Source organism: Kitasatospora sp. NPDC004745, from assembly GCF_042873275.1.
Taxonomy (GTDB): Bacteria; Actinomycetota; Actinomycetes; order Streptomycetales; family Streptomycetaceae; genus Kitasatospora.
Genome location: NZ_JBIALK010000020.1, coordinates 106,907 through 123,799 on the forward strand (window position 1 = coordinate 106,907; position 16,893 = coordinate 123,799).

Genomic DNA, 16,893 nt, shown 5'->3' on the forward strand with positions numbered 1-16,893 from the left:
CTGGTGCGGACGGGGCGCCCGACCGGCCGCCACTGGTCTGAATACCAGTCATCGGGCCCCCGCGTCCACGGCCCGGGCCGCCGGGCCCGCCGCGGCGCCGTCCGCGGTCGCGGCCGTCCGGGCGTGGGAGGTGCGGATCCCCTCCCCTGCCGGGGCGCTGACGTTCCGTCGGACCGGACCGTCAGCCCAGGGGCAGCCTGGCCGGCACCGGGCCGCCGCGCCGGGAGAGGCGGCGGAGGAAGGTCAGGATGCCGGGGGTGCCGTAGCCCCAGGCGGAGGACTCCGCGGTCAGGCTGCGGCCCGGGAACAGCGGCCGGCCGGGCGGTCCGCCGGCCCGGGTGAGCAGCAGCGTCGCGAGCTCCTCGGCCCGGTAGCGGTCCCGCGGGTCGCCGGTGACGGCCGCGAGGTCGACCAGGAGCTCGCCGGCTCCGGCCAGCCCGCAGCAGCGGGACACCAGGGCGGTGCGCGGGGCGAGGGTCCGGCAGGCCCCGGCCGCGTCGGCGGCGAGGACGATCAGGGCGTCGTCGCCGTACCGGCGGCCGGCCTGGAGCAGGACGGTGCCGAGGCCCGCCAGCCCGCGGCACCAGGAGAGGTGGCGGTGCGGGTCGGCGCCCGGGCGCAGCGCGTCCGCCACCGTCCGGGGGAGCCGGGCGGCGAGGTCCTCGACGATGCGGCGGGCGGCGCGCTGGGAGGCCTCGTCGGGCATGGCGAGGAGGAAGTGGGCGACGCCCGCGCGGCCGTGCGCGAAACCCTCGGCGCGGGCGGCCGCGCCGGGGCGGGGCGGCTCGCCGACCGAGCCGGGGCGGGGCGCCTGGCCCGGGACGTCCTGCGGGCTCTCGGGCGGGCGGGTGGTGAGCCGCTCGGCACAGGCGGACGCCGCCGCGAGGTGCCGGTCGGTGTCGGTGCCGAGCGCGGCGAGCAGCAGGTGGCCGGTGCCGATCCCGGCGGCGCCGGTCAGCTGCTCCGTCCCGGCGGACTCCTGGTGGCGGTACGGGGGCGGATCCGTTCCCAGCGTGTCCGGGCCCAGGACGGCGGCGGCCTGCGCGAGGAAGAGGTCGACGCCCGTCCGGCCACGGTAGAGCGAGCCGTCGAGGCGGTCGAGGCCCGGGTGGCCGGCCGTCCAGCGGGCCAGGGCGGTGGCGGCGGCCCGGGCGTCCGGGCGGTCGGCGTGCTGCAGCAGTTCGAGCCCGAGGCCGGCGCCGCCGTCGAAGAACGAGAGCAGGTCACGGGGTACGGCGGTGCGGTCGTCGGCGGCGATCAGGTCGTGCGCCATCCGCGCGCAGGTGGCGACGGTGTGGTCGAGGATCCTGGCCAGCCGCGCCCGGTGCGGTGGCGTACAGGCGCGCCACGGCGCCGGGGAGCGGTCGGGGGCGGCGCCGCGCAGCTGGGCGGCGGCCGCCGAGCGCCGCTCCGGGGCGAAGCTGAGCAGGTCCGTGAGCAGGGCCAGCGCCGGGTCCTCGGGGCCGGCGGCGGGGAGGGCGGCGTGCAGGCAGGCCAGGGTGCGGTCGCGGTTGGTCACCGGGTCCGGGTCGACGACCACCGGGTCGAGGGCGGTGAGCGCGAAGTGGAGGGTGGTGCCGAGCGCGTAGTAGTCCTCGGTGGGGTCCGCGCCGGTGGCGCCGGGCAGCGCGTAGCCCGGCGGGCGGTCCTCGCCGCGGGCGCCCGAGCTGCCGCGCACGCGGCCACCGTCCGCGGCGGTGGCACCCTCCGCGGCGGTGGCACCTTCGACCGGGCCGATGCCGGCCAGGGCTCCGTCCGCGGCGAGGCGCACCTGTCCGGGTTCGAGCCCGAGCAGCACCTCACCGCGCGCGTGCGCCGCGTCCAGGGCGCTCAGCAGCCGGCACGCCAGCGGCCACCAGGCCCGCCCGTCCGGCTGGGGGCCGAGCCGGTAGGGTCCGGCGGCGAGGACGTCCCGCCGCAGGTCGCGGGGCGCGCGGGCGCCGGTGTCGGGCCGCCCGTCGGCGGCGGTGCGGTTGATCGTGCCGCCTGCTGGTGTGCTCACGGTCCGTCCCTCCCCCGGGTCCGCCGGTCGGCGGCCGGATCAGCAGTGCGCGGTGGGCTCCGGGCGGGTCCGGTCGCCGGTGGCCCACGGGTCGCCGGGGCGCGCGGCGGGCTCGCCGGTCCCGCCGGCGGGCTCGGAGACCTCGGAGACGTCGGGGTCGGCGTCGAGGTCGAGCCGGCGGGCGGCGCGGATCCCGGGCACCGCTGCGGTCATGGCTGCTCCCTCCCTGCGGGCTCGGTGGACGCTCCTGGGGCCGGCGGCGGTCCGACGATCCGGCCCCGACCGCGTCACGGCGCACGTCCGCGACCACGGCCGCACGTGCCGCCGGACGCCCGCCCGCGGCGATGCTAGCGGTGTGCGGGCGGCCGCGTCGCGACCGTTCAACCGCTGACCAGACGGCGGCCGGTGATCTTGTCCAGCCGGATGCGGATCCAGTGCGGCCGGTCGCCGCCCGCCCAGGGGCTGGCGCCCGGGAGGTCGGCGAGGCGGCGGACCTCGTCCGGGTCCTCGACGTGGTGGGCGGTGCCGAGGGCGAGGACGCTCCAGCCCCGGCCCAGGTACTCGTCGATGTGGTCGATCTGGAAGGACAGCGCGGTGCCCTCGGGCAGCCCGGCGGCGGAGTGTCCGCCGGTCCGGTAGGCGAAGGTGCCGTCGTCGACCACGTAGTTGACGGGGTAGACGACCGGGCCGGGCTGGACGGGCAGCGCGACCCGGCCGACGCCGTGGGCGCCGACCAGGTCCCAGCACTCCCGCTCGGTGAGGTCCAGCAGCCGGGGGCGAGGGCCGGGACCGCCCTGCCCGGGTGGGGCGTCGGCGCGGCCTTCGAGCAGGGTGCTCCGGCTGAGGCCGAGGGCGGCGGCGATGCGCAGGAAGCCGCCGGGGTCGAAGGCCGGCCCGGCTTCGAGCAGGTGGTGCAGGTAGCGCGGGGCCATGGCCGCCTGCCGGGCGAGGTCGTCCTCGCTGAGCCCGAGCCGTTCGCGCCGTTCGGCGACCCGGCGGGCCACGGCGGCGGGGTCGGCCCGCTGCAACGCCTCGGGGTGGACGGCGTCGGAGTGGGCGGCGTCGGGGGTGTCGTTCACGGTGGTGGCTCCTCGGCGTGCCGGCGGGTCGTCCTGGCTCGGCGGCCGGGGCCGTCCCTCGGGAGGATCGCGTCCGGGGCCTCGTCCGGTCGGCGACCAGGCCGGACCCATCCAAGCGCCCGGCCTCCGACAAGTCGAGGAACGGCGGGGCCGTGCGTGTCGACGGGCGGGGGCGCGCGGCCGGGAGCGCGCGCCCCCGCCCCGCCCGGCACGCGGGAACGAGGACGGACACCGGCGGGGTGCGCGGCCCCGGGGTGGCGTCAGGCCTGCACGGTGGGCCGGACGACGATCTCGCTGACGTCGACGCCGTCGGGCTGCTCGATCGCGTAGCCGATGGCGGAGGCGACGGCGGAGGGCGGCATGGCGATCTCGTCGCGCTGCCGGGTCATCGCGGCCGCGGCCTCCGGGCTGGCGCCCTTGCCCACGCCCTCGGTGTGGGTGAAGCCGGGCGAGACGAGGGTGACCCGCAGGTCGGGGCCGGACTCCTGGCGCAGCCCCTCGGTGAGCACCTTGACCGCCGTCTTGGTGGCCGCGTAGACGGCCTGGGGGGACTTGACGACGTAGGCCGCGGTGGAGCCGACGTTGACGAACTGTCCGGAGCGCTGGCGGCGGAAGACGGGCAGGGCCGCCCCGATGCCGTTGAGCAGCCCGGTGACGTGGGTGGCGACCATCGCGTCCCAGTCGTCCTGGCGCAGGTCGTCGAAGGGGGAGACGGCCATCGTGCCCGCGTTGGAGACGAGGACGTCGAGGCGGCCGAACCGGTCGACGGCGGTGTCGGTCAGCCGCTGGAGGTCCTGGCGACGCGTGACGTCGACGACGACGCCGACGGCGGTGCCGCCGCCGGCCGTGATGGCGTCGACGACGGCGTTCAGCCGGTCCTCCCGGCGCGCGCCGAGCACGAGCCTGGCGCCGCGCTCGGCGAGGTACGCCGCGGTCGCTTCGCCGATGCCGCTGCTGGCGCCCGTGATCGCGATGACCTTGCCCTCGATGCCCGCCATGATCAGCTCCCTTTCGTGGGTACGCACCGGTCAGCGCGTTGACGTGGAGGCCTGTCCTCGAACCTGCGGCTGCGGGTCCGAAGGCAGGCCCTAGAGTGAAAACGGGGAATCCCCCACTTGCCGCAGACTAAGTGGGGAGCCCCCCACTTAGCAAGCCGCAGGGCACCTCAGAGGAAGTGACGGGCATTCATGGACGACGCGACGCACCGACCGCTGCGGGCTGACGCGCGGCGCAACCGGGAGAAGGTCCTGGCCGCCGCCGTGCACCTGTTCACGACGCAGGGACTGGACACCCCGATGGAGCGGATCGCCCAGGAGGCGGGCGTCGGCAGCGCGACGCTGTACCGCAACTTCCCCACCCGGGAGGCCCTGGTCGAGGCGGTCTACCGCAACGAGCTGGCCCAGCTCTGCGAGGCCGTCCCCGGCCTGCTCGCCGAGCACCCGCCGACCGAGGCCCTGCGCGCCTGGACCCTCCTGTTCCTCGACTACGTGACCGCCAAGTACGGCATGATCGACGCCCTGCGCGCGATCGCCGCGACAGGGGGCAACCCCTACGGGCAGAGCCGGGAGCTGATCCTGGCCGCGGTCACCGAGCTGATGGCCGCCTGCACGGCGGCCGGGGCGATCCGCACCGACATCACGCCGGGCGACCTCGCCGCCGCCCTCGAGGGCATCGCCCTCACCTCCGCGGGTGCCGGGCACCGCCCGCAGGCCGAGCGGCTGCTCGGCCTCACCCTGGACGGCCTCGCCGTCCGCCCCTGAGCCACCCGCCCGGCCCCACGGCCCGGCACGCGGCCCGGGGCGCACGGGGACACCCCGCGCAGGTCAGTGCGGCGGCTCGTCCGCGGGCCCGGTCAGGGTGGCGGCGAGCTCAATCAGGGTGTCGCGCAGCAGCCGCAGCAGCGGGTCCTGGTCGCGGCGCGGGTGCCAGAGCAGGGTGACCCGCAGCGGGCGCAGCCGCAGCGGGGCGGGCACGGGCACCACCCCGGCCGTGTCCGCGAGCTCCCGCACCAGCGCGTCCGGCGCGACGGTGACCAGGTCCGTGCGGCCGACCAGGTGCAGTGCGGCGAGGAAGCCGGGGACCACGCAGCGCACGGTGCGGGGGTGGCCGGCCTCGCGCAGTTCCCGGTCGGCCGCGTCGTCGGGCCGGCCGCTACGGGAGACCAGCACGTGCCCGGCGGCGGCGAAGCGCTCCGGGGTGAGCTCGCCCCGGGTGAGGGGGTGGCCGGCCCGGACGGCGGCGGTGAGTCCGGCCCGCACGAGCCCGAGCGAGCGCAGATCGGGGTACTTGGCCGCGTTGACGACGACCGCGAGGTCGGCCGTCCCGTCCCGCACGGCCTCCGCGCCATCGCGGCCGCCGTCGGTGGCCAGCAGTCGCAGTTCGGCGGCGGGGGCGGTGGCGGCGAGGCGGGTCAGCAGGTCCGCGCTCCTGGTGACGATCAGGTCCTGCGGCGCGAGGACGGTCAGCCCGCGCTCCAGCGGCCGGGCCTGACGGTCGAGCAGTTCCTCGGCCTGTTCGAGCCAGAGGCGCAGCCGGGGCCGGAGGTCGACGGCGGCGGCGGTGGGCCGCAGCCCGCGCCCGGAGCGGACCAGCAGCGGGTCCTGGAGCGCCCGGCGCAGCCGGCCGAGGGCGCGGCTGGTCGCGGGGACGGAGAGGTTGAGCCGCTGCGCGGCCCGGGTCACCGAGCCCTCCTCCAGGAGCGCGTCCAGGACCACCAGCAGGTTGAGGTCGAGCGACGACAGTTGCACCAGGTGAAACTATCAGTTGCCGTTTTGCCGATTGCCGCAAACGACGACGACGCCTAGGTTCGAAGGCAGAGCGACCGCGCGAGGGCGTGTCCGGCAGGATCCGCCGGCCGGGGCCCAGGCCCCGGCCGGACCACACCGCCGAGGACGCGCCCGTCCGTCGCCTCTCCCACCACGACCCGGAAGGGGTCCCCATGCCGCCTGCCCTGGACTCGACGAACGATCCCGGGCCCGGGGTCCGCACCCTCGGCCCCGCGCTGCTGACCGCCGTCTGCGGCGCGTCGATGTTCATCACCAGCCTGGACGCGACGGCGGTGAACGTCGCCCTGCCCGCACTGCGGCGTGAACTGCACGCCTCCCCCGACCAGTTGGCGTGGGTGGTGGACGCCTACACGCTCACCCTCGCGGTGCTGCTCCTGCTGTCCGGAGCCCTCGGGGACCGGCTCGGCCGGCGGGCCATGTTCCGGGCCGGACTGCTGGTGTTCGGCCTCGGCTCGCTCGGCTGCGCCCTCGCCACCGGGCCCGGTTGGCTCGTCGCGGTGCGCGTCCTGCAGGGGTGCGGCGCGGCGCTGCTGGGGCCGAACGCCCTGTCCACGCTGACGTCCGCGATCACCGACCCGGTGCGCCGGGCGCGGGTGATCGGCGTCTGGGCCGGGATCTTCGGGCTCGCCGCCGCGGTGGGCCCGCTGGTCGGCGGGTCGCTGGTCGACGCCGTGGGCTGGCGGTGGATCTTCCTGGTGAACCTGCCGGTGGTCGCCGTCGCGCTGGTCGCCTCGGTGCGGGTGCCGGAGACCAGGGGCGGGACGGGCCGCCCGCTAGACCCGGCCGGGCTGGCGCTGGGCGCGGTGGCCGTGCTCGGCCTCACCGAACTGCTCGTCCACGGTGCCCACCACGGGTACGGCGGCGTCGTCCCGCCGGTCTGCGCGGCGATGGCGCTCGGCGGCGGCGCGGCGTTCGTCGCCGTCGAACGGCGGCGCCGCCACCCGGTGTTCCCGCTCGCGCTGGTCCGGCACGGCACCTTCACGGCGGCCACCGTCACGGCGGTGCTCGTGTTCGCGATCCTGGCCGGCTTCCTCTTCGTCTCCAGCGTGTACTGGCAGCAGGAGCGGCACCTCTCGGCGCTCGGGACGGGGCTCGCGCTGCTCCCGGCGACGCTGGCGATCGCCGTGGTGTCGCCGCTGAGCGGGCGGCTGATCCCGGTCGTCGGGGCGCGCCGGCTGCTGGTCGGCTCGGGTCTGCTGCTGGCACTGGGCGCGGGGCTGCTCGCGCTGGCCTCCGGCGGCGACGGCTACCTGCCGTACGCGGCGGGGTACCTGGCGCTCGGGCTGGGCTTCGGCCTGGTCAACCCGCCGATCACCAACACCGCCGTGACCGGCCTCCCGCCGCAGCAGTCCGGCGTGGCCGCAGCCCTGGCCACCACCTCCCGGCAGCTGGGGAACACGCTGGGCGTCGCGGTGCTCGCCGCCACGGCCGCGGGGCCGGTGCTGGACCAGCGGCGGGCCTGGCTGATCGCGCTCGGTCTCGGCCTGGCCGTCGCGGTGCTCAACGCCTTGGTAGGCGGAGGCCCCGGTCGCGGCGGCCAGGCCCCGCGGGCAGGGGCGGGGGCGGACACGAACGAACCGGTCCGGGTCGGCGGTCGCTGACGGCCCGCCGGGCCGGCGGAGACGGCCCGTCAGGAGGGTGACGCACGCGCCTGTCGGAGCCGCGCGGGGCGGGCGCATACTGTGCCACGCGGCTCGCACCGCGCGACGGGGCCCACTCCGGGCCCGGCCCGGCTGCGCCGCGACGGGGAAGGTCGGACGAACGTGGCAATACTCGTGGTCGTCGCCGTGTTGGCGCTGCTGTGGCTGCTCACCGGTGTGCGGGTGGTCCAGCAGTACGAGCGGGGCGTGGTGTTCCGGCTCGGCCGGGTGCTCGGGAAGGTCCGCGAACCGGGCGTCACCCTGCTGGTGCCGGTCATCGACCGGATGCGCAAGGTCAACGTCCAGGTCGTCACCATGCCGGTGCCCGCCCAGGAGGGCATCACCAAGGACAACGTCTCGGTCAGCGTCGACGCGGTGCTGTACTTCCGCGTCGTCGAGCCCATCAAGGCCACCGTCGACGTGCAGAACTACGCCTTCGCGATGCTCCAGGTCGCCCAGACCTCGCTGCGCTCGATCATCGGCAAGAGCGAGCTGGACGACCTGCTCTCCGGCCGGGAGAACCTCCACCAGGGGCTGGAGGTCATGCTGGAGAGCCCGGCCACCGGCTGGGGCGTGCACATCGACCGGGTGGAGATCAAGGACGTCAGCCTGCCGGACTCGATGAAGCGCTCGATGGCCCGCCAGGCGGAGGCGGACCGCGAGCGCCGGGCCCGCATCATCACCGCCGACGGCGAGTTCCAGGCCGCGGCCAAGCTCGCCGAGGCCGCCGCCAAGATGGCCGAGACCCCGGCGGCGATGCAGCTGCGGCTCCTGCAGACCGTGGTCGAGGTCGCGGCGGAGAAGAACTCGACGCTGGTCCTGCCGTTCCCGGTGGAACTGCTGCGCTTCTTCGAGGCCTCGGCCGGCCGGGTCGCGGAGGGCGCCGCCGTCCCGGCCCAGGCCCGCTCCGAGGACGGCTGACCGACGCTCCCCCGGCCGGCGGGGCACCGGCACGGTGACGGCGGGCGGCCCCGCGGCCACCCGGGCCGCCCCCCGCCCCACCCCGCCCCCACCCCCCCCAAAAACCGCCCCCCCAAAACCAACCCCGGGCCCCCCGGGTTGGGGGACGGGCGGCCCCCGACCCCACCCCGCCCGGGGGCGGGGGCCCCGCCCCCCCCCCGGGCGGGGGGCCCCGGGCCGGGGGGGGGGGCCCGCCCCGCCCCCCCCGGGCCCGCCCCCCGGCCATAGGTCGTCTCTATGACCCCATAGACCGGCACCGCCTACACCTCCGCGGGCCCGCCGGGTTGGCTGCAGGGACGTCCCCGTCCGCCTCCCCGCTGCGCCCGACCGGAGGTACCACCCACCATGACCCGCCCGATCAGGGTCGCGATCGTCGGCGCCGGCCCTGCCGGTGTGTACGCCGCCGACGCCCTGCTGAAGTCCGACGCCGCCCACGCCCCCGGGGTCTCGATCGACCTGTTCGAGCGGATGCCCGCCCCGTTCGGGCTGATCCGCTACGGCGTCGCCCCCGACCACCCCCGGATCAAGGGCATCGTGACCGCCCTGCACCAGGTGCTCGACAAGCCGCAGGTCCGCCTGTTCGGCAACGTCGACTACCCGGACGACCTCGCCCTCGACGACCTGCACCGGTTCTACGACGCGGTGGTGTTCGCCACCGGCGCCACGGCCGACCGGGCGCTCGGCCTCCCCGGGATCGGGCTGGAGGGCTCGTACGGCGCCGCCGACTTCGTCTCCTGGTACGACGGCCACCCGGACGTGCCGAGGAGCTGGCCGCTGGAGGCCGAGAAGGTCGCCGTGCTCGGCGTCGGCAACGTGGCCCTGGACGTCGCCCGGATCCTCGCCAAGACCGCCGACGAGCTGCTGCCGACCGAGATACCCCCGAACGTCCACGCCGGGCTGCGCCGCAACCGGGCCGTCGAGGTGCACGTCTTCGGCCGCCGCGGCCCGGCGCAGGCCAAGTTCAGCCCGATGGAGCTGCGCGAACTGGACCACTCGCCGACGATCGAGGTGATCGTCGACCCCGAGGACATCGAGTACGACGCCGGCTCGATCGCCGAACGCCGGGCCGTCAAGCACGTCGACCTGGTCGCGGCGACGCTGGAGAACTGGGCGATCCGCGACGTCGGCGACCGCCCGCACCGCGTCCACCTGCACTTCTTCGAGTCGCCGGTGGAGGTCCTGGGCGAGGACGGCCGGGTCGTCGGCCTGCGCACCGAGCGCACCGAACTGGACGGCACCGGCAACGTCCGCGGCACCGGCCGGTTCCGGGACTGGGACGTCCAGGCCGTCTACCGGGCCGTCGGCTACTACTCCGACGAGCTGCCCAAGCTGCCCTTCGACCCGGTGTCCGGCACCGTCCCGCACGAGGCGGGGCGGGTCCTGGACGGCGACGGCTCGCACCGCGCGGCCACCTACGTCACCGGCTGGATCAAGCGCGGCCCGGTCGGCCTGATCGGCCACACCAAGGGCGACGCCAACGAGACCGTGGCCTGCCTGCTGGCCGACCACGCGGCCGGCCGCCTGCCCGGCGCCGTCGAGCCGGACCCCGAGGCCGTGGTCGCCCACCTGCGCGGGCAGGGCGTCCGGTTCACCACCTGGGAGGGCTGGCAGCTGCTGGACGCGCAGGAGCGCGCGCTGGGCGCGGCCGAGGGGCGCGAGCGGGTCAAGGTGGTCGAGCGCGAGGAGATGCTCCGGCACAGCGGGGCCTGAGCGGGCCCCCGGCGGGACCCGACGGCCCGGCAGCGGGTCGGGATCCGGGTCAGGGGCGGACGATCGGCAGCAGCACCTCGTCGACGATCGCCGCCGGATCGAGCCGGACGGCCGTTCCGCCGCAGGTCTTGATCCGGTACAGCATCAGCGCCGGCACCACGTCGGTGACCAGCGGGGTGACGGCCCCGGGGCGGACCTCGCCCCGGGCCGCACCCCGGGCCAGGACCTCGCCGATCAGTGCGGTGGTCGGCTGCACCACCCGCTCCAGCACGATCGTCAGGAAGACGTGGGCCCGCTGCTGGTCCAGCTCGCCCATGATCGCGCGCACGGCCGCGCCCGGTTCGCTGAACATCGCCGCGCGCAGCCTGGTCACGACCTCCATCAGGTCCCCGCGCAGGCCCCCGGTGTCCGGCGCCGGGCCGGCCGGGGGCAGGCTGGCCCGCAGCGCGTCCTTCACCAGCTCCTCCTTGGAGGGCCAGCGCCGGTAGAGGGCGGCCTTGCCGGTCTGCGCAGCGGCGGCCACGCCCTCCATGGTGAGCCGGGCGTAGCCGTCGGCGGTGAGCAGCCGGAGCGTGGCCTCGAAGATGGCGCTCTCCAGCGCCTCGCCGCGCCGCCGCAGCGGGGCGGCCGGCGACCGGGTCGGGGCGGCGGCCACCGACCGGCGCGCGACGTCGGTTTCAGCGGGCATGGCTGCGCACCTTCTTCGGTCCCGCCTCTCGACACGTCCCTCATCACGGCCGCCGATGGGCGGCCCGTCATGAGCGGAGCCGTTTCCCGCCTCCCGGGAACACTGTCGATGTTAGTGAACGAACCCGTTCCGCCCCAACCGTCCGTCCGCCGGTGTTCGACTGCGGCGTTCAGCAGGGCCCGTGCTGGGCTCGGGCCTCGGCGGTGGCCTTCAGGTTCGCCAGCCAGGCCTCCAGCCCCCGGCCCAGGAGCGCGGTCGCGACGGGGACGTCGGCGTCGACCTGAGGCCCGGTGTGGGTCTCCTCGGTGCGCACCAGGACACCGTCCTCGACCCGGGTGAAGGTCCAGACGTGCACGCCGTCGATGTGCAGCCCCTCCCCGACCGCGGGGCCGGTCCAGCGGATGCAGGACCCGGGCCTGAGCTGCTCGACGGTCGAGGTGATCACCAGCTCGGTGGCCGGGGTCGCGGGGTTCGGCGGTACCGGCGTCGTCCAGCGGAACGCCGAGCCGGCCCGCAGCGGGCCGCCGTCGAGGCGCTGCGCCGTCTCCACCGGGGGCTGCCAGGACGGCCAGTCGGCCACGTCGGTCTGCACCTCCCAGACGGTGCGCAGCGGCGCGTGGATCACGGCCTCGGTCCGGTAGCGGACCTGCGCGCCGGGGTCGACGCCCTCGCCGCGGCAGGTCAGGGACGCGGCGCGGTGGGCGGTGGCGGCCCCGGCCGGCGCGGCGGCGCCGAGCAGAGCGGCCACGAGCGGGGCGGTGATCAGGGCGGCGCGGATGCGGTTGCTGCGGATGCCGGACACGGTGGTCCCCTTCGCTCGACTCGGAGATAGACACTCACGCGTTCGTTAGAAGTTATAACGGACGATCAGATGAAGGGTCAATGCCCGCGTGACAACCCCTAACGATTCCTTGATGCCATCGCCGTCCGATCCGGGCCCGCCCCACCCCGCCGCGGTGACATAGTGAGGCTCCTTTCCGGATCCCCCCTCGATCCCCGGAGCGTGACACCGTGAGCGTCGTCGTCTGGATCTCCCCGAGCACCTGGCCCGCCTGCGTCGATGCGGCGCGCTGCCACGCCCCGCCCGGGGCCGAGATCGTCCTGCTCCACGCCGTCGAACCCGCCTCGCACGCAGCGCCGGCCCACCCGGACCGGACCGGCCGGGCCCCGTACGACCCCGACGCCCGCCTCGACGAACTCGCGGCGGCCTCCGGCGAGGGCCTGCTCAGGGCCGCCGCGAGACGTCTCGGCCGCCCCTGCACGGCCCGGGTGCGCGTCGGCCGCGTCGAGCGCGAGGTCGTCGCCGCCGCCGTCGGCGCCGACCTGCTCGTCCTCGCCCGCGGCGGCGACCGCCCGCACGGCCCCGACCGCGCCACCCGCTACGTCCTCGACCACGCCCCCTGCCCGGTCCTCCCGGTCCGGACCGGGCCCGGCACGCCGGAGCACCGACCCCTCGTCCCGCACCGCGGGACTCATCCGATCGGATGGCGCGCCGCGACACCCGGCGCGCCCGGGTAGTACGGACCCGGACGGGCGGCCACCGGCGGCTAGGGTTCGACCCCGTGACCGGCAACGACCTGGTCCTGGCCCTGGTGGTTGCCACCGCGCTGGGATTCGACTTCACCAACGGGTTCCACGACACGGGGAACGCCATGGCCACCTCGATCGTCACCGGGGCGCTGCGCCCACGGGTGGCGGTCGCCGTCTCCGCGGTGCTCAACCTGGTCGGCGCGTTCCTCTCGACCGCGGTGGCGGCGACCATCGCCAGCGGCCTGGTCGACAGCGGCGACGTCACCCTCACCGTGGTCATGGCGGGCCTGACCGGCAGCATCCTATGGAACCTGGCCACCTGGTACCTCGGGATCCCGTCCAGTTCCTCGCACGCGCTGATCGGCGGCGTGGTGGGCGCGACCATCGCGGCGGCGGGCGGCTCGGCCGTCAAGTGGCAGGGGCTGGTCGCCAAGGTGATCGTGCCCGCGGCGCTGTCCCCGTTCATCGCGGGAGCCATCGCCGCCCTCGGCACCTTCCTGGTCTACCGGATCACCCGCCGGGTGGCCGAGGGCCCGCGCTCCCACGGGTTCCGGATCGGCCAGGTCGGCTCGGCCTGCATGGTCTCGCTCGCCCACGGCACCAACGACGCGCAGAAGACCATGGGCGTCATCACCCTGGCGCTGATCGCCAACGGCACCCTGCACGCCGGCGCGACCTCCCCGCCCTGGGTCATCACCTCCTGCGCGGTGGCGATCTCGCTCGGCACCTACATCGGCGGGTGGCGGGTCATCAGGGCGCTGGGCAAGGGGCTCGTGGAGATCGAAGCGCCGCAGGGGATGGCCAGCGAGTCGGCCTCGGCGGCCGTCATCCTCTCCTCCACGGACTTCGGCTACTCGCTCTCCACCACCCACGTGGCCACCGGGTCGATCCTGGGCTCCGGGGTCGGCAAGAAGGACGCGGAGGTGCGCTGGCACATCGCCCGCCGGATGGTGACGGCCTGGCTGTTCACCCTGCCCGCCGCGGGGTTGATGGGCGCCCTCGCCTACTGGGTCGCCAACGGGATCGGCGGCACGGCGGGCGTGGTGACCATCTTCGTCGTGCTGATCCTGGCCTCGGTCGCCTTCTTCGTCGCCTCCCGCCACCCGGCCGTGACCCCGGAGAACGTCAACGCCGCCTGGACCGGATCGGTCGTCCCGGCACCCGAGCAGGACGAGGTGGCCTCGTGAACAGCTGGATCAACCTCGACGCGCTCTGGCGGATCATCGTGGTCGGGCTGCTCGCCGGCGCCGGCCTCCCCGCGCTGTTCGCGGTCGGCCTGCTCGCGCTCGCCCCGCAGCCCCGCCCGGACGCGCCCGGCACCGACCGGCCGACCGCCGGCGTGCTCGGGTACGCCGTCGCCGGACTCTGCTTCGCCGTGGTGCTCGCCGCGATCGGCTGGGGCATCGCGGTGATCGTCAACCACAGCTGAGCACCCCGGGCGGCGCGGCGGCCTTCAGGACGTGGCGGCCCGGCGCAACCCGTAGGCGGCCGCGCCGACGGCCAGCACGGCCGCGCCGGAGAGCACCGAGGCGAGCGGCAGGGCGGCGGCCAGCGCCAGGCAGCCCGCCAGGCCGAGCGCGGGGACGACCCGCGGCGGGCGGCCCTCGGCCCGGGTGAGCGTCCAGGCCGAGGCGTTCGCGACGGCGTAGTAGGCCAGCACCCCGAAGGAGGAGAAGCCGATCGCCCCGCGCAGGTCGGCGCTCGCCGCCGCGACCGCCACCACGGCGCCGACCGCCAGCTCCGCCCGGTGCGGCACGCGGTAGCGGGGGTGGACCGCGGCCAGCACGTGCGGCAGGTGCCGGTCGCGGGCCATCGCGAAGGCCGTCCGGGAGACCCCGAGGATCAGCGCCAGCAGCGAACCGAGCGCGGCCACCGCCGCCCCCGCCCGGACCACCGGGACCAGCCCGTCCGCACCGGCCGCGCGCACCGCCTCGGACAGCGGCGCCGCGGCCGCGGCCAGCCGCTCGGGCCCGAGCACCGCCAGGACGGCCACGGCGACCAGGGCGTAGACGACGAGGGTGAGGCCCAGGGCCAGCGGGACGGCCCTCGGGATGGTGCGCGCCGGATCGCGGACCTCCTCCCCCAGGGTGGCGATCCGCGCGTAGCCCGCGAAGGCGAAGAACAGCAGGCCCGCCGCCTGCAGCACGCCGTGCGCGGAGGCGTCGGAGCCGATCTCCAGCCGGGTGGCGTCCGCGCCCTCCGAGCCCAGCGCCGCCACCACGACGGCGGCGAGCACCGCCAGCACGACCGCGACGATCCCCCTGGTCAACCAGGCGGACTTCTGCACGCCGACGTAGTTCACCGCCGTCAGGGCGACCACCGCGGCGACCGCCACCGCGTGCGCCTGCCCCGGCCAGACGTATCCGCCCACCGTCAGCGCCATCGCGGCGCAGGACGCGGTCTTGCCGACGACGAACGCCCAGCCGGCCAGGTAGCCCCAGAACTCGCCGAGCCGCTCCCGTCCGTAGACGTACGTCCCGCCGGACTGCGGGTAGCGGGCGGCCAGTCGCGCCGAGGAGGTCGCGTTGGCGTAGGCGACCACGGCCGCGAGGGCCAGCCCCGGCAGGAGTCCGGAGCCGGCCGCGCCGGCCGCCGGTGCCAGTGCGGCGAAGATCCCGGCCCCGATCATCGAGCCCAGCCCGATCACCACGGCGTCGAACAGCCCCAGCTGACGGCGCAGTTGCGGCTGGGCACTCCCGGCCGGTCGGTTCATGGCAGGCTCCCGTGTCGATCTCCGATGCCCGTGCACGGTATCCCAGCCCGGGAACGAGAGGACGGCCGCCCCGCGGCGCGACGGACCGGCCCGCCGACACCCTCTCCGGCGCGCTGTCCGGAAACCGCCGACTGTCCGTAATGAACGGTTGTGTTCCCTATATCCCGGAGCTAGTGTCGTGGTAGTGGACGCTTCCGCCACCCTCCCGCCACCGTTCGCTCCCCAGCCACCGGGAGACCTGCCATGGCCACCTCGCGTGCCCTGGCCCAAGCTCCGCCCGCGCCCGCGCGCCGCGGCCAGCACCCAGGGATAGCCCTCACCGTCATCGCGGCCACCCAGCTCATGGTCGTGCTCGACATCACGATCGTGAACATCGCCCTGCCGCACATCCAGCAGGCACTGAACTTCAACACCACCGACCTGTCCTGGGTCATCAACGCCTACACCCTGACCTTCGGCGGACTGCTGCTGCTCGGCGGGCGGACCGGAGACATCCTCGGGCGCCGGCGGGTCTTCATCGCCGGCGTGCTGGTCTTCGCCCTGGCCTCGCTGCTCGCCGGCGTCGCACAGTCCTCCGCGTGGCTGCTGGCCGCCCGCTCCCTGCAGGGGCTGGGCGGCGCGATCGCCTCGCCGACCGCGCTGGCCCTGATCGCCACCAACTTCCGGGAGGGCCCGGAGCGCAACCGCGCCTTCGGCGTCTTCTCCGCCGTCGCCGGCGCTGGCGGCGCCATCGGGCTGCTGCTCGGCGGCATGCTGACCTCCTGGCTGTCCTGGCGCTGGGTGTTCTTCGTCAACGTGCCGATCGGCATCGCGATCGCCCTGCTGGCGCCGCTCTACATCAACGAGTCCGAACGGCACCCCGGCCGCTTCGACCTGGTCGGCGCCTTCACCGCCACGGTGGGCATGGTCTCGCTGGTGTTCGGGTTCATCCGGGCCGCCGAGCACGGCTGGACGGACTCGGTGACGCTCCTGTCGTTCAGCCTCGCCGTGGTGCTGCTGGCCGCGTTCGTGCTCAACGAGCGGCGGGCCCCGCAGCCGATCACCCCGCTACACCTGTTGCGCGACCGCAACCGCTCCGGCGCGTACGGGCTGATGCTCTGCGTGGCCGCGGCGATGTTCAGCATCTTCTTCTTCGTGACCCTCTTCGTGCAGGACATCCTCGGGTTCAGTCCGCTCCGGGCCGGCTTCGCCTTCCTGCCGATCAGCGTGGCGATCATCGCCGCCGCCCAGTTCGCGGCCCGCAACCAGGTGCGGTACGGCCCCAAACCCTTCCTCGTCACGGGTTCGTTCCTGGTGCTGGGCGGGGTGGTCTGGGCCGCCCAGACCGGCATCACCACCACGTACGTCGGCGGCGTCCTCGGCCCGACCCTGCTGTTCGGCCTCGGCATGGGCTCGATCTTCGTCCCGGTGATGCTGACCGCCGTCTCGCACGTCGCCCCGCACGAGACGGGCGCGGCCACCGGCATGCTCAACACCACCCAGCAGGTGGGCGGCTCGCTGGGCCTGTCGATCCTGGTGACGGTCTTCGGCACCGCCAGCCGCAACGAGGCCCGGCAGCAGCTCGGCGCGTTCCTCCACCAGGCCACCCCGCAGCAGCTCGTCGAGTTCCGGGCGACCGGACGGCTGCCGGCGCCGTACTCCTCGCAGGTGCTCGTGCACGGCATCTCCAGCGCCTTCCAGATGGGGCTGGTGTTCGCGGCGCTCGCGGTGCTGATCGCGGTGTTCGTCATCAAGGTCCGCCCGGCACCGGCGCCCGTCAGTCCTTCGGGGGAGGGTGCTTGACAG

The 16,893-nt window shown here is 75.7% G+C and carries 16 protein-coding genes; 8 read left to right on the plus strand and 8 right to left on the minus strand.

Features of this window, described 5'->3' with window-relative positions; all coding sequences use genetic code 11:
* Positions 1–181 precede the first annotated feature (181 nt).
* The 4 genes from ACFYUY_RS27960 to ACFYUY_RS27975 form a co-directional block, all read right to left on the minus strand.
* Entirely contained in the window at positions 182–2,002 is a 1,821-nt protein-coding gene (locus ACFYUY_RS27960; protein ID WP_387904667.1) for a lanthionine synthetase LanC family protein, read from the minus strand.
* 39 nt (positions 2,003–2,041) lie between these two features.
* The gene (locus tag ACFYUY_RS27965) at positions 2,042–2,215 is read right to left on the minus strand and encodes a hypothetical protein (protein WP_360222970.1); all 174 of its coding nucleotides are present in this window, start codon (positions 2,213–2,215) and stop codon (positions 2,042–2,044) included.
* 167 nt (positions 2,216–2,382) lie between these two features.
* The gene (locus ACFYUY_RS27970; RefSeq protein ID WP_387904669.1) at positions 2,383–3,081 is read right to left on the minus strand and encodes a pyridoxamine 5'-phosphate oxidase family protein; all 699 of its coding nucleotides are present in this window, start codon (positions 3,079–3,081) and stop codon (positions 2,383–2,385) included.
* Between the two features lie 260 nt (positions 3,082–3,341).
* On the minus strand, positions 3,342–4,079 hold the full coding sequence (locus ACFYUY_RS27975; protein ID WP_360222975.1) for an SDR family oxidoreductase: 738 nt from the start codon (positions 4,077–4,079) through the stop codon (positions 3,342–3,344).
* 189 nt (positions 4,080–4,268) lie between these two features.
* Between ACFYUY_RS27975 and ACFYUY_RS27980 the strand changes: the two genes are divergently transcribed.
* A complete protein-coding gene (locus ACFYUY_RS27980; RefSeq protein ID WP_360222977.1) occupies positions 4,269–4,841 on the plus strand; it encodes a TetR/AcrR family transcriptional regulator in 573 nt (190 codons plus the stop codon).
* 63 nt (positions 4,842–4,904) lie between these two features.
* Here ACFYUY_RS27980 and ACFYUY_RS27985 read toward each other — a convergent pair whose 3' ends face one another.
* Positions 4,905–5,828 (minus strand): LysR family transcriptional regulator, encoded by a 924-nt coding sequence (locus tag ACFYUY_RS27985; RefSeq protein ID WP_387904672.1) that lies wholly within the window; start codon positions 5,826–5,828, stop codon positions 4,905–4,907.
* 191 nt (positions 5,829–6,019) lie between these two features.
* Here ACFYUY_RS27985 and ACFYUY_RS27990 point away from each other — a divergent pair, with 191 nt between their 5' ends.
* The 3 genes from ACFYUY_RS27990 to ACFYUY_RS28000 all read left to right on the plus strand — a co-directional run bounded on the left by ACFYUY_RS27990 (position 6,020) and on the right by ACFYUY_RS28000 (position 10,177).
* Positions 6,020–7,468, plus strand: coding sequence for an MFS transporter (locus tag ACFYUY_RS27990; RefSeq protein ID WP_387904674.1), 1,449 nt, complete (start codon positions 6,020–6,022; stop codon positions 7,466–7,468).
* A 162-nt stretch (positions 7,469–7,630) separates the two neighbouring features.
* Positions 7,631–8,428: a slipin family protein gene (locus tag ACFYUY_RS27995; RefSeq protein ID WP_387904677.1), complete on the plus strand. Its 798-nt coding sequence runs from the start codon at positions 7,631–7,633 to the stop codon at positions 8,426–8,428.
* Between the two features lie 384 nt (positions 8,429–8,812).
* Positions 8,813–10,177, plus strand: a complete 1,365-nt coding sequence (locus tag ACFYUY_RS28000; protein WP_387904679.1) for an FAD-dependent oxidoreductase — start codon at positions 8,813–8,815, stop codon at positions 10,175–10,177.
* Between the two features lie 49 nt (positions 10,178–10,226).
* On the opposite strand, the gene ACFYUY_RS28005 is transcribed toward ACFYUY_RS28000, so the two are convergent.
* A complete protein-coding gene (locus tag ACFYUY_RS28005; RefSeq protein WP_387904682.1) occupies positions 10,227–10,865 on the minus strand; it encodes a TetR/AcrR family transcriptional regulator in 639 nt (212 codons plus the stop codon).
* 169 nt (positions 10,866–11,034) lie between these two features.
* Entirely contained in the window at positions 11,035–11,667 is a 633-nt protein-coding gene (locus tag ACFYUY_RS28010; protein WP_387904684.1) for an SRPBCC family protein, read from the minus strand.
* A 209-nt stretch (positions 11,668–11,876) separates the two neighbouring features.
* On the opposite strand from ACFYUY_RS28010, the gene ACFYUY_RS28015 reads away from it, so the two are divergent.
* The 3 genes from ACFYUY_RS28015 to ACFYUY_RS28025 are packed head-to-tail and all read left to right on the plus strand — an operon-like array spanning position 11,877 to position 13,824.
* Positions 11,877–12,383: a universal stress protein gene (locus ACFYUY_RS28015; protein ID WP_387904687.1), complete on the plus strand. Its 507-nt coding sequence runs from the start codon at positions 11,877–11,879 to the stop codon at positions 12,381–12,383.
* A 44-nt stretch (positions 12,384–12,427) separates the two neighbouring features.
* On the plus strand, positions 12,428–13,582 hold the full coding sequence (locus ACFYUY_RS28020) for an anion permease (protein ID WP_387904690.1): 1,155 nt from the start codon (positions 12,428–12,430) through the stop codon (positions 13,580–13,582).
* Positions 13,579–13,824, plus strand: a complete 246-nt coding sequence (locus ACFYUY_RS28025; protein WP_360215489.1) for a hypothetical protein — start codon at positions 13,579–13,581, stop codon at positions 13,822–13,824. Before ACFYUY_RS28020 ends, ACFYUY_RS28025 begins: the two co-directional genes overlap by 4 nt.
* A gap of 24 nt (positions 13,825–13,848) precedes the next feature.
* On the opposite strand, the gene ACFYUY_RS28030 is transcribed toward ACFYUY_RS28025, so the two are convergent.
* The gene (locus ACFYUY_RS28030; protein WP_360215492.1) at positions 13,849–15,108 is read right to left on the minus strand and encodes an amino acid permease; all 1,260 of its coding nucleotides are present in this window, start codon (positions 15,106–15,108) and stop codon (positions 13,849–13,851) included.
* Positions 15,109–15,351: 243 nt separating this feature from the next.
* Here ACFYUY_RS28030 and ACFYUY_RS28035 point away from each other — a divergent pair, with 243 nt between their 5' ends.
* Entirely contained in the window at positions 15,352–16,890 is a 1,539-nt protein-coding gene (locus ACFYUY_RS28035) for an MFS transporter (RefSeq protein WP_360215495.1), read from the plus strand.
* The last annotated feature ends 3 nt before the right edge of the window (positions 16,891–16,893 follow it).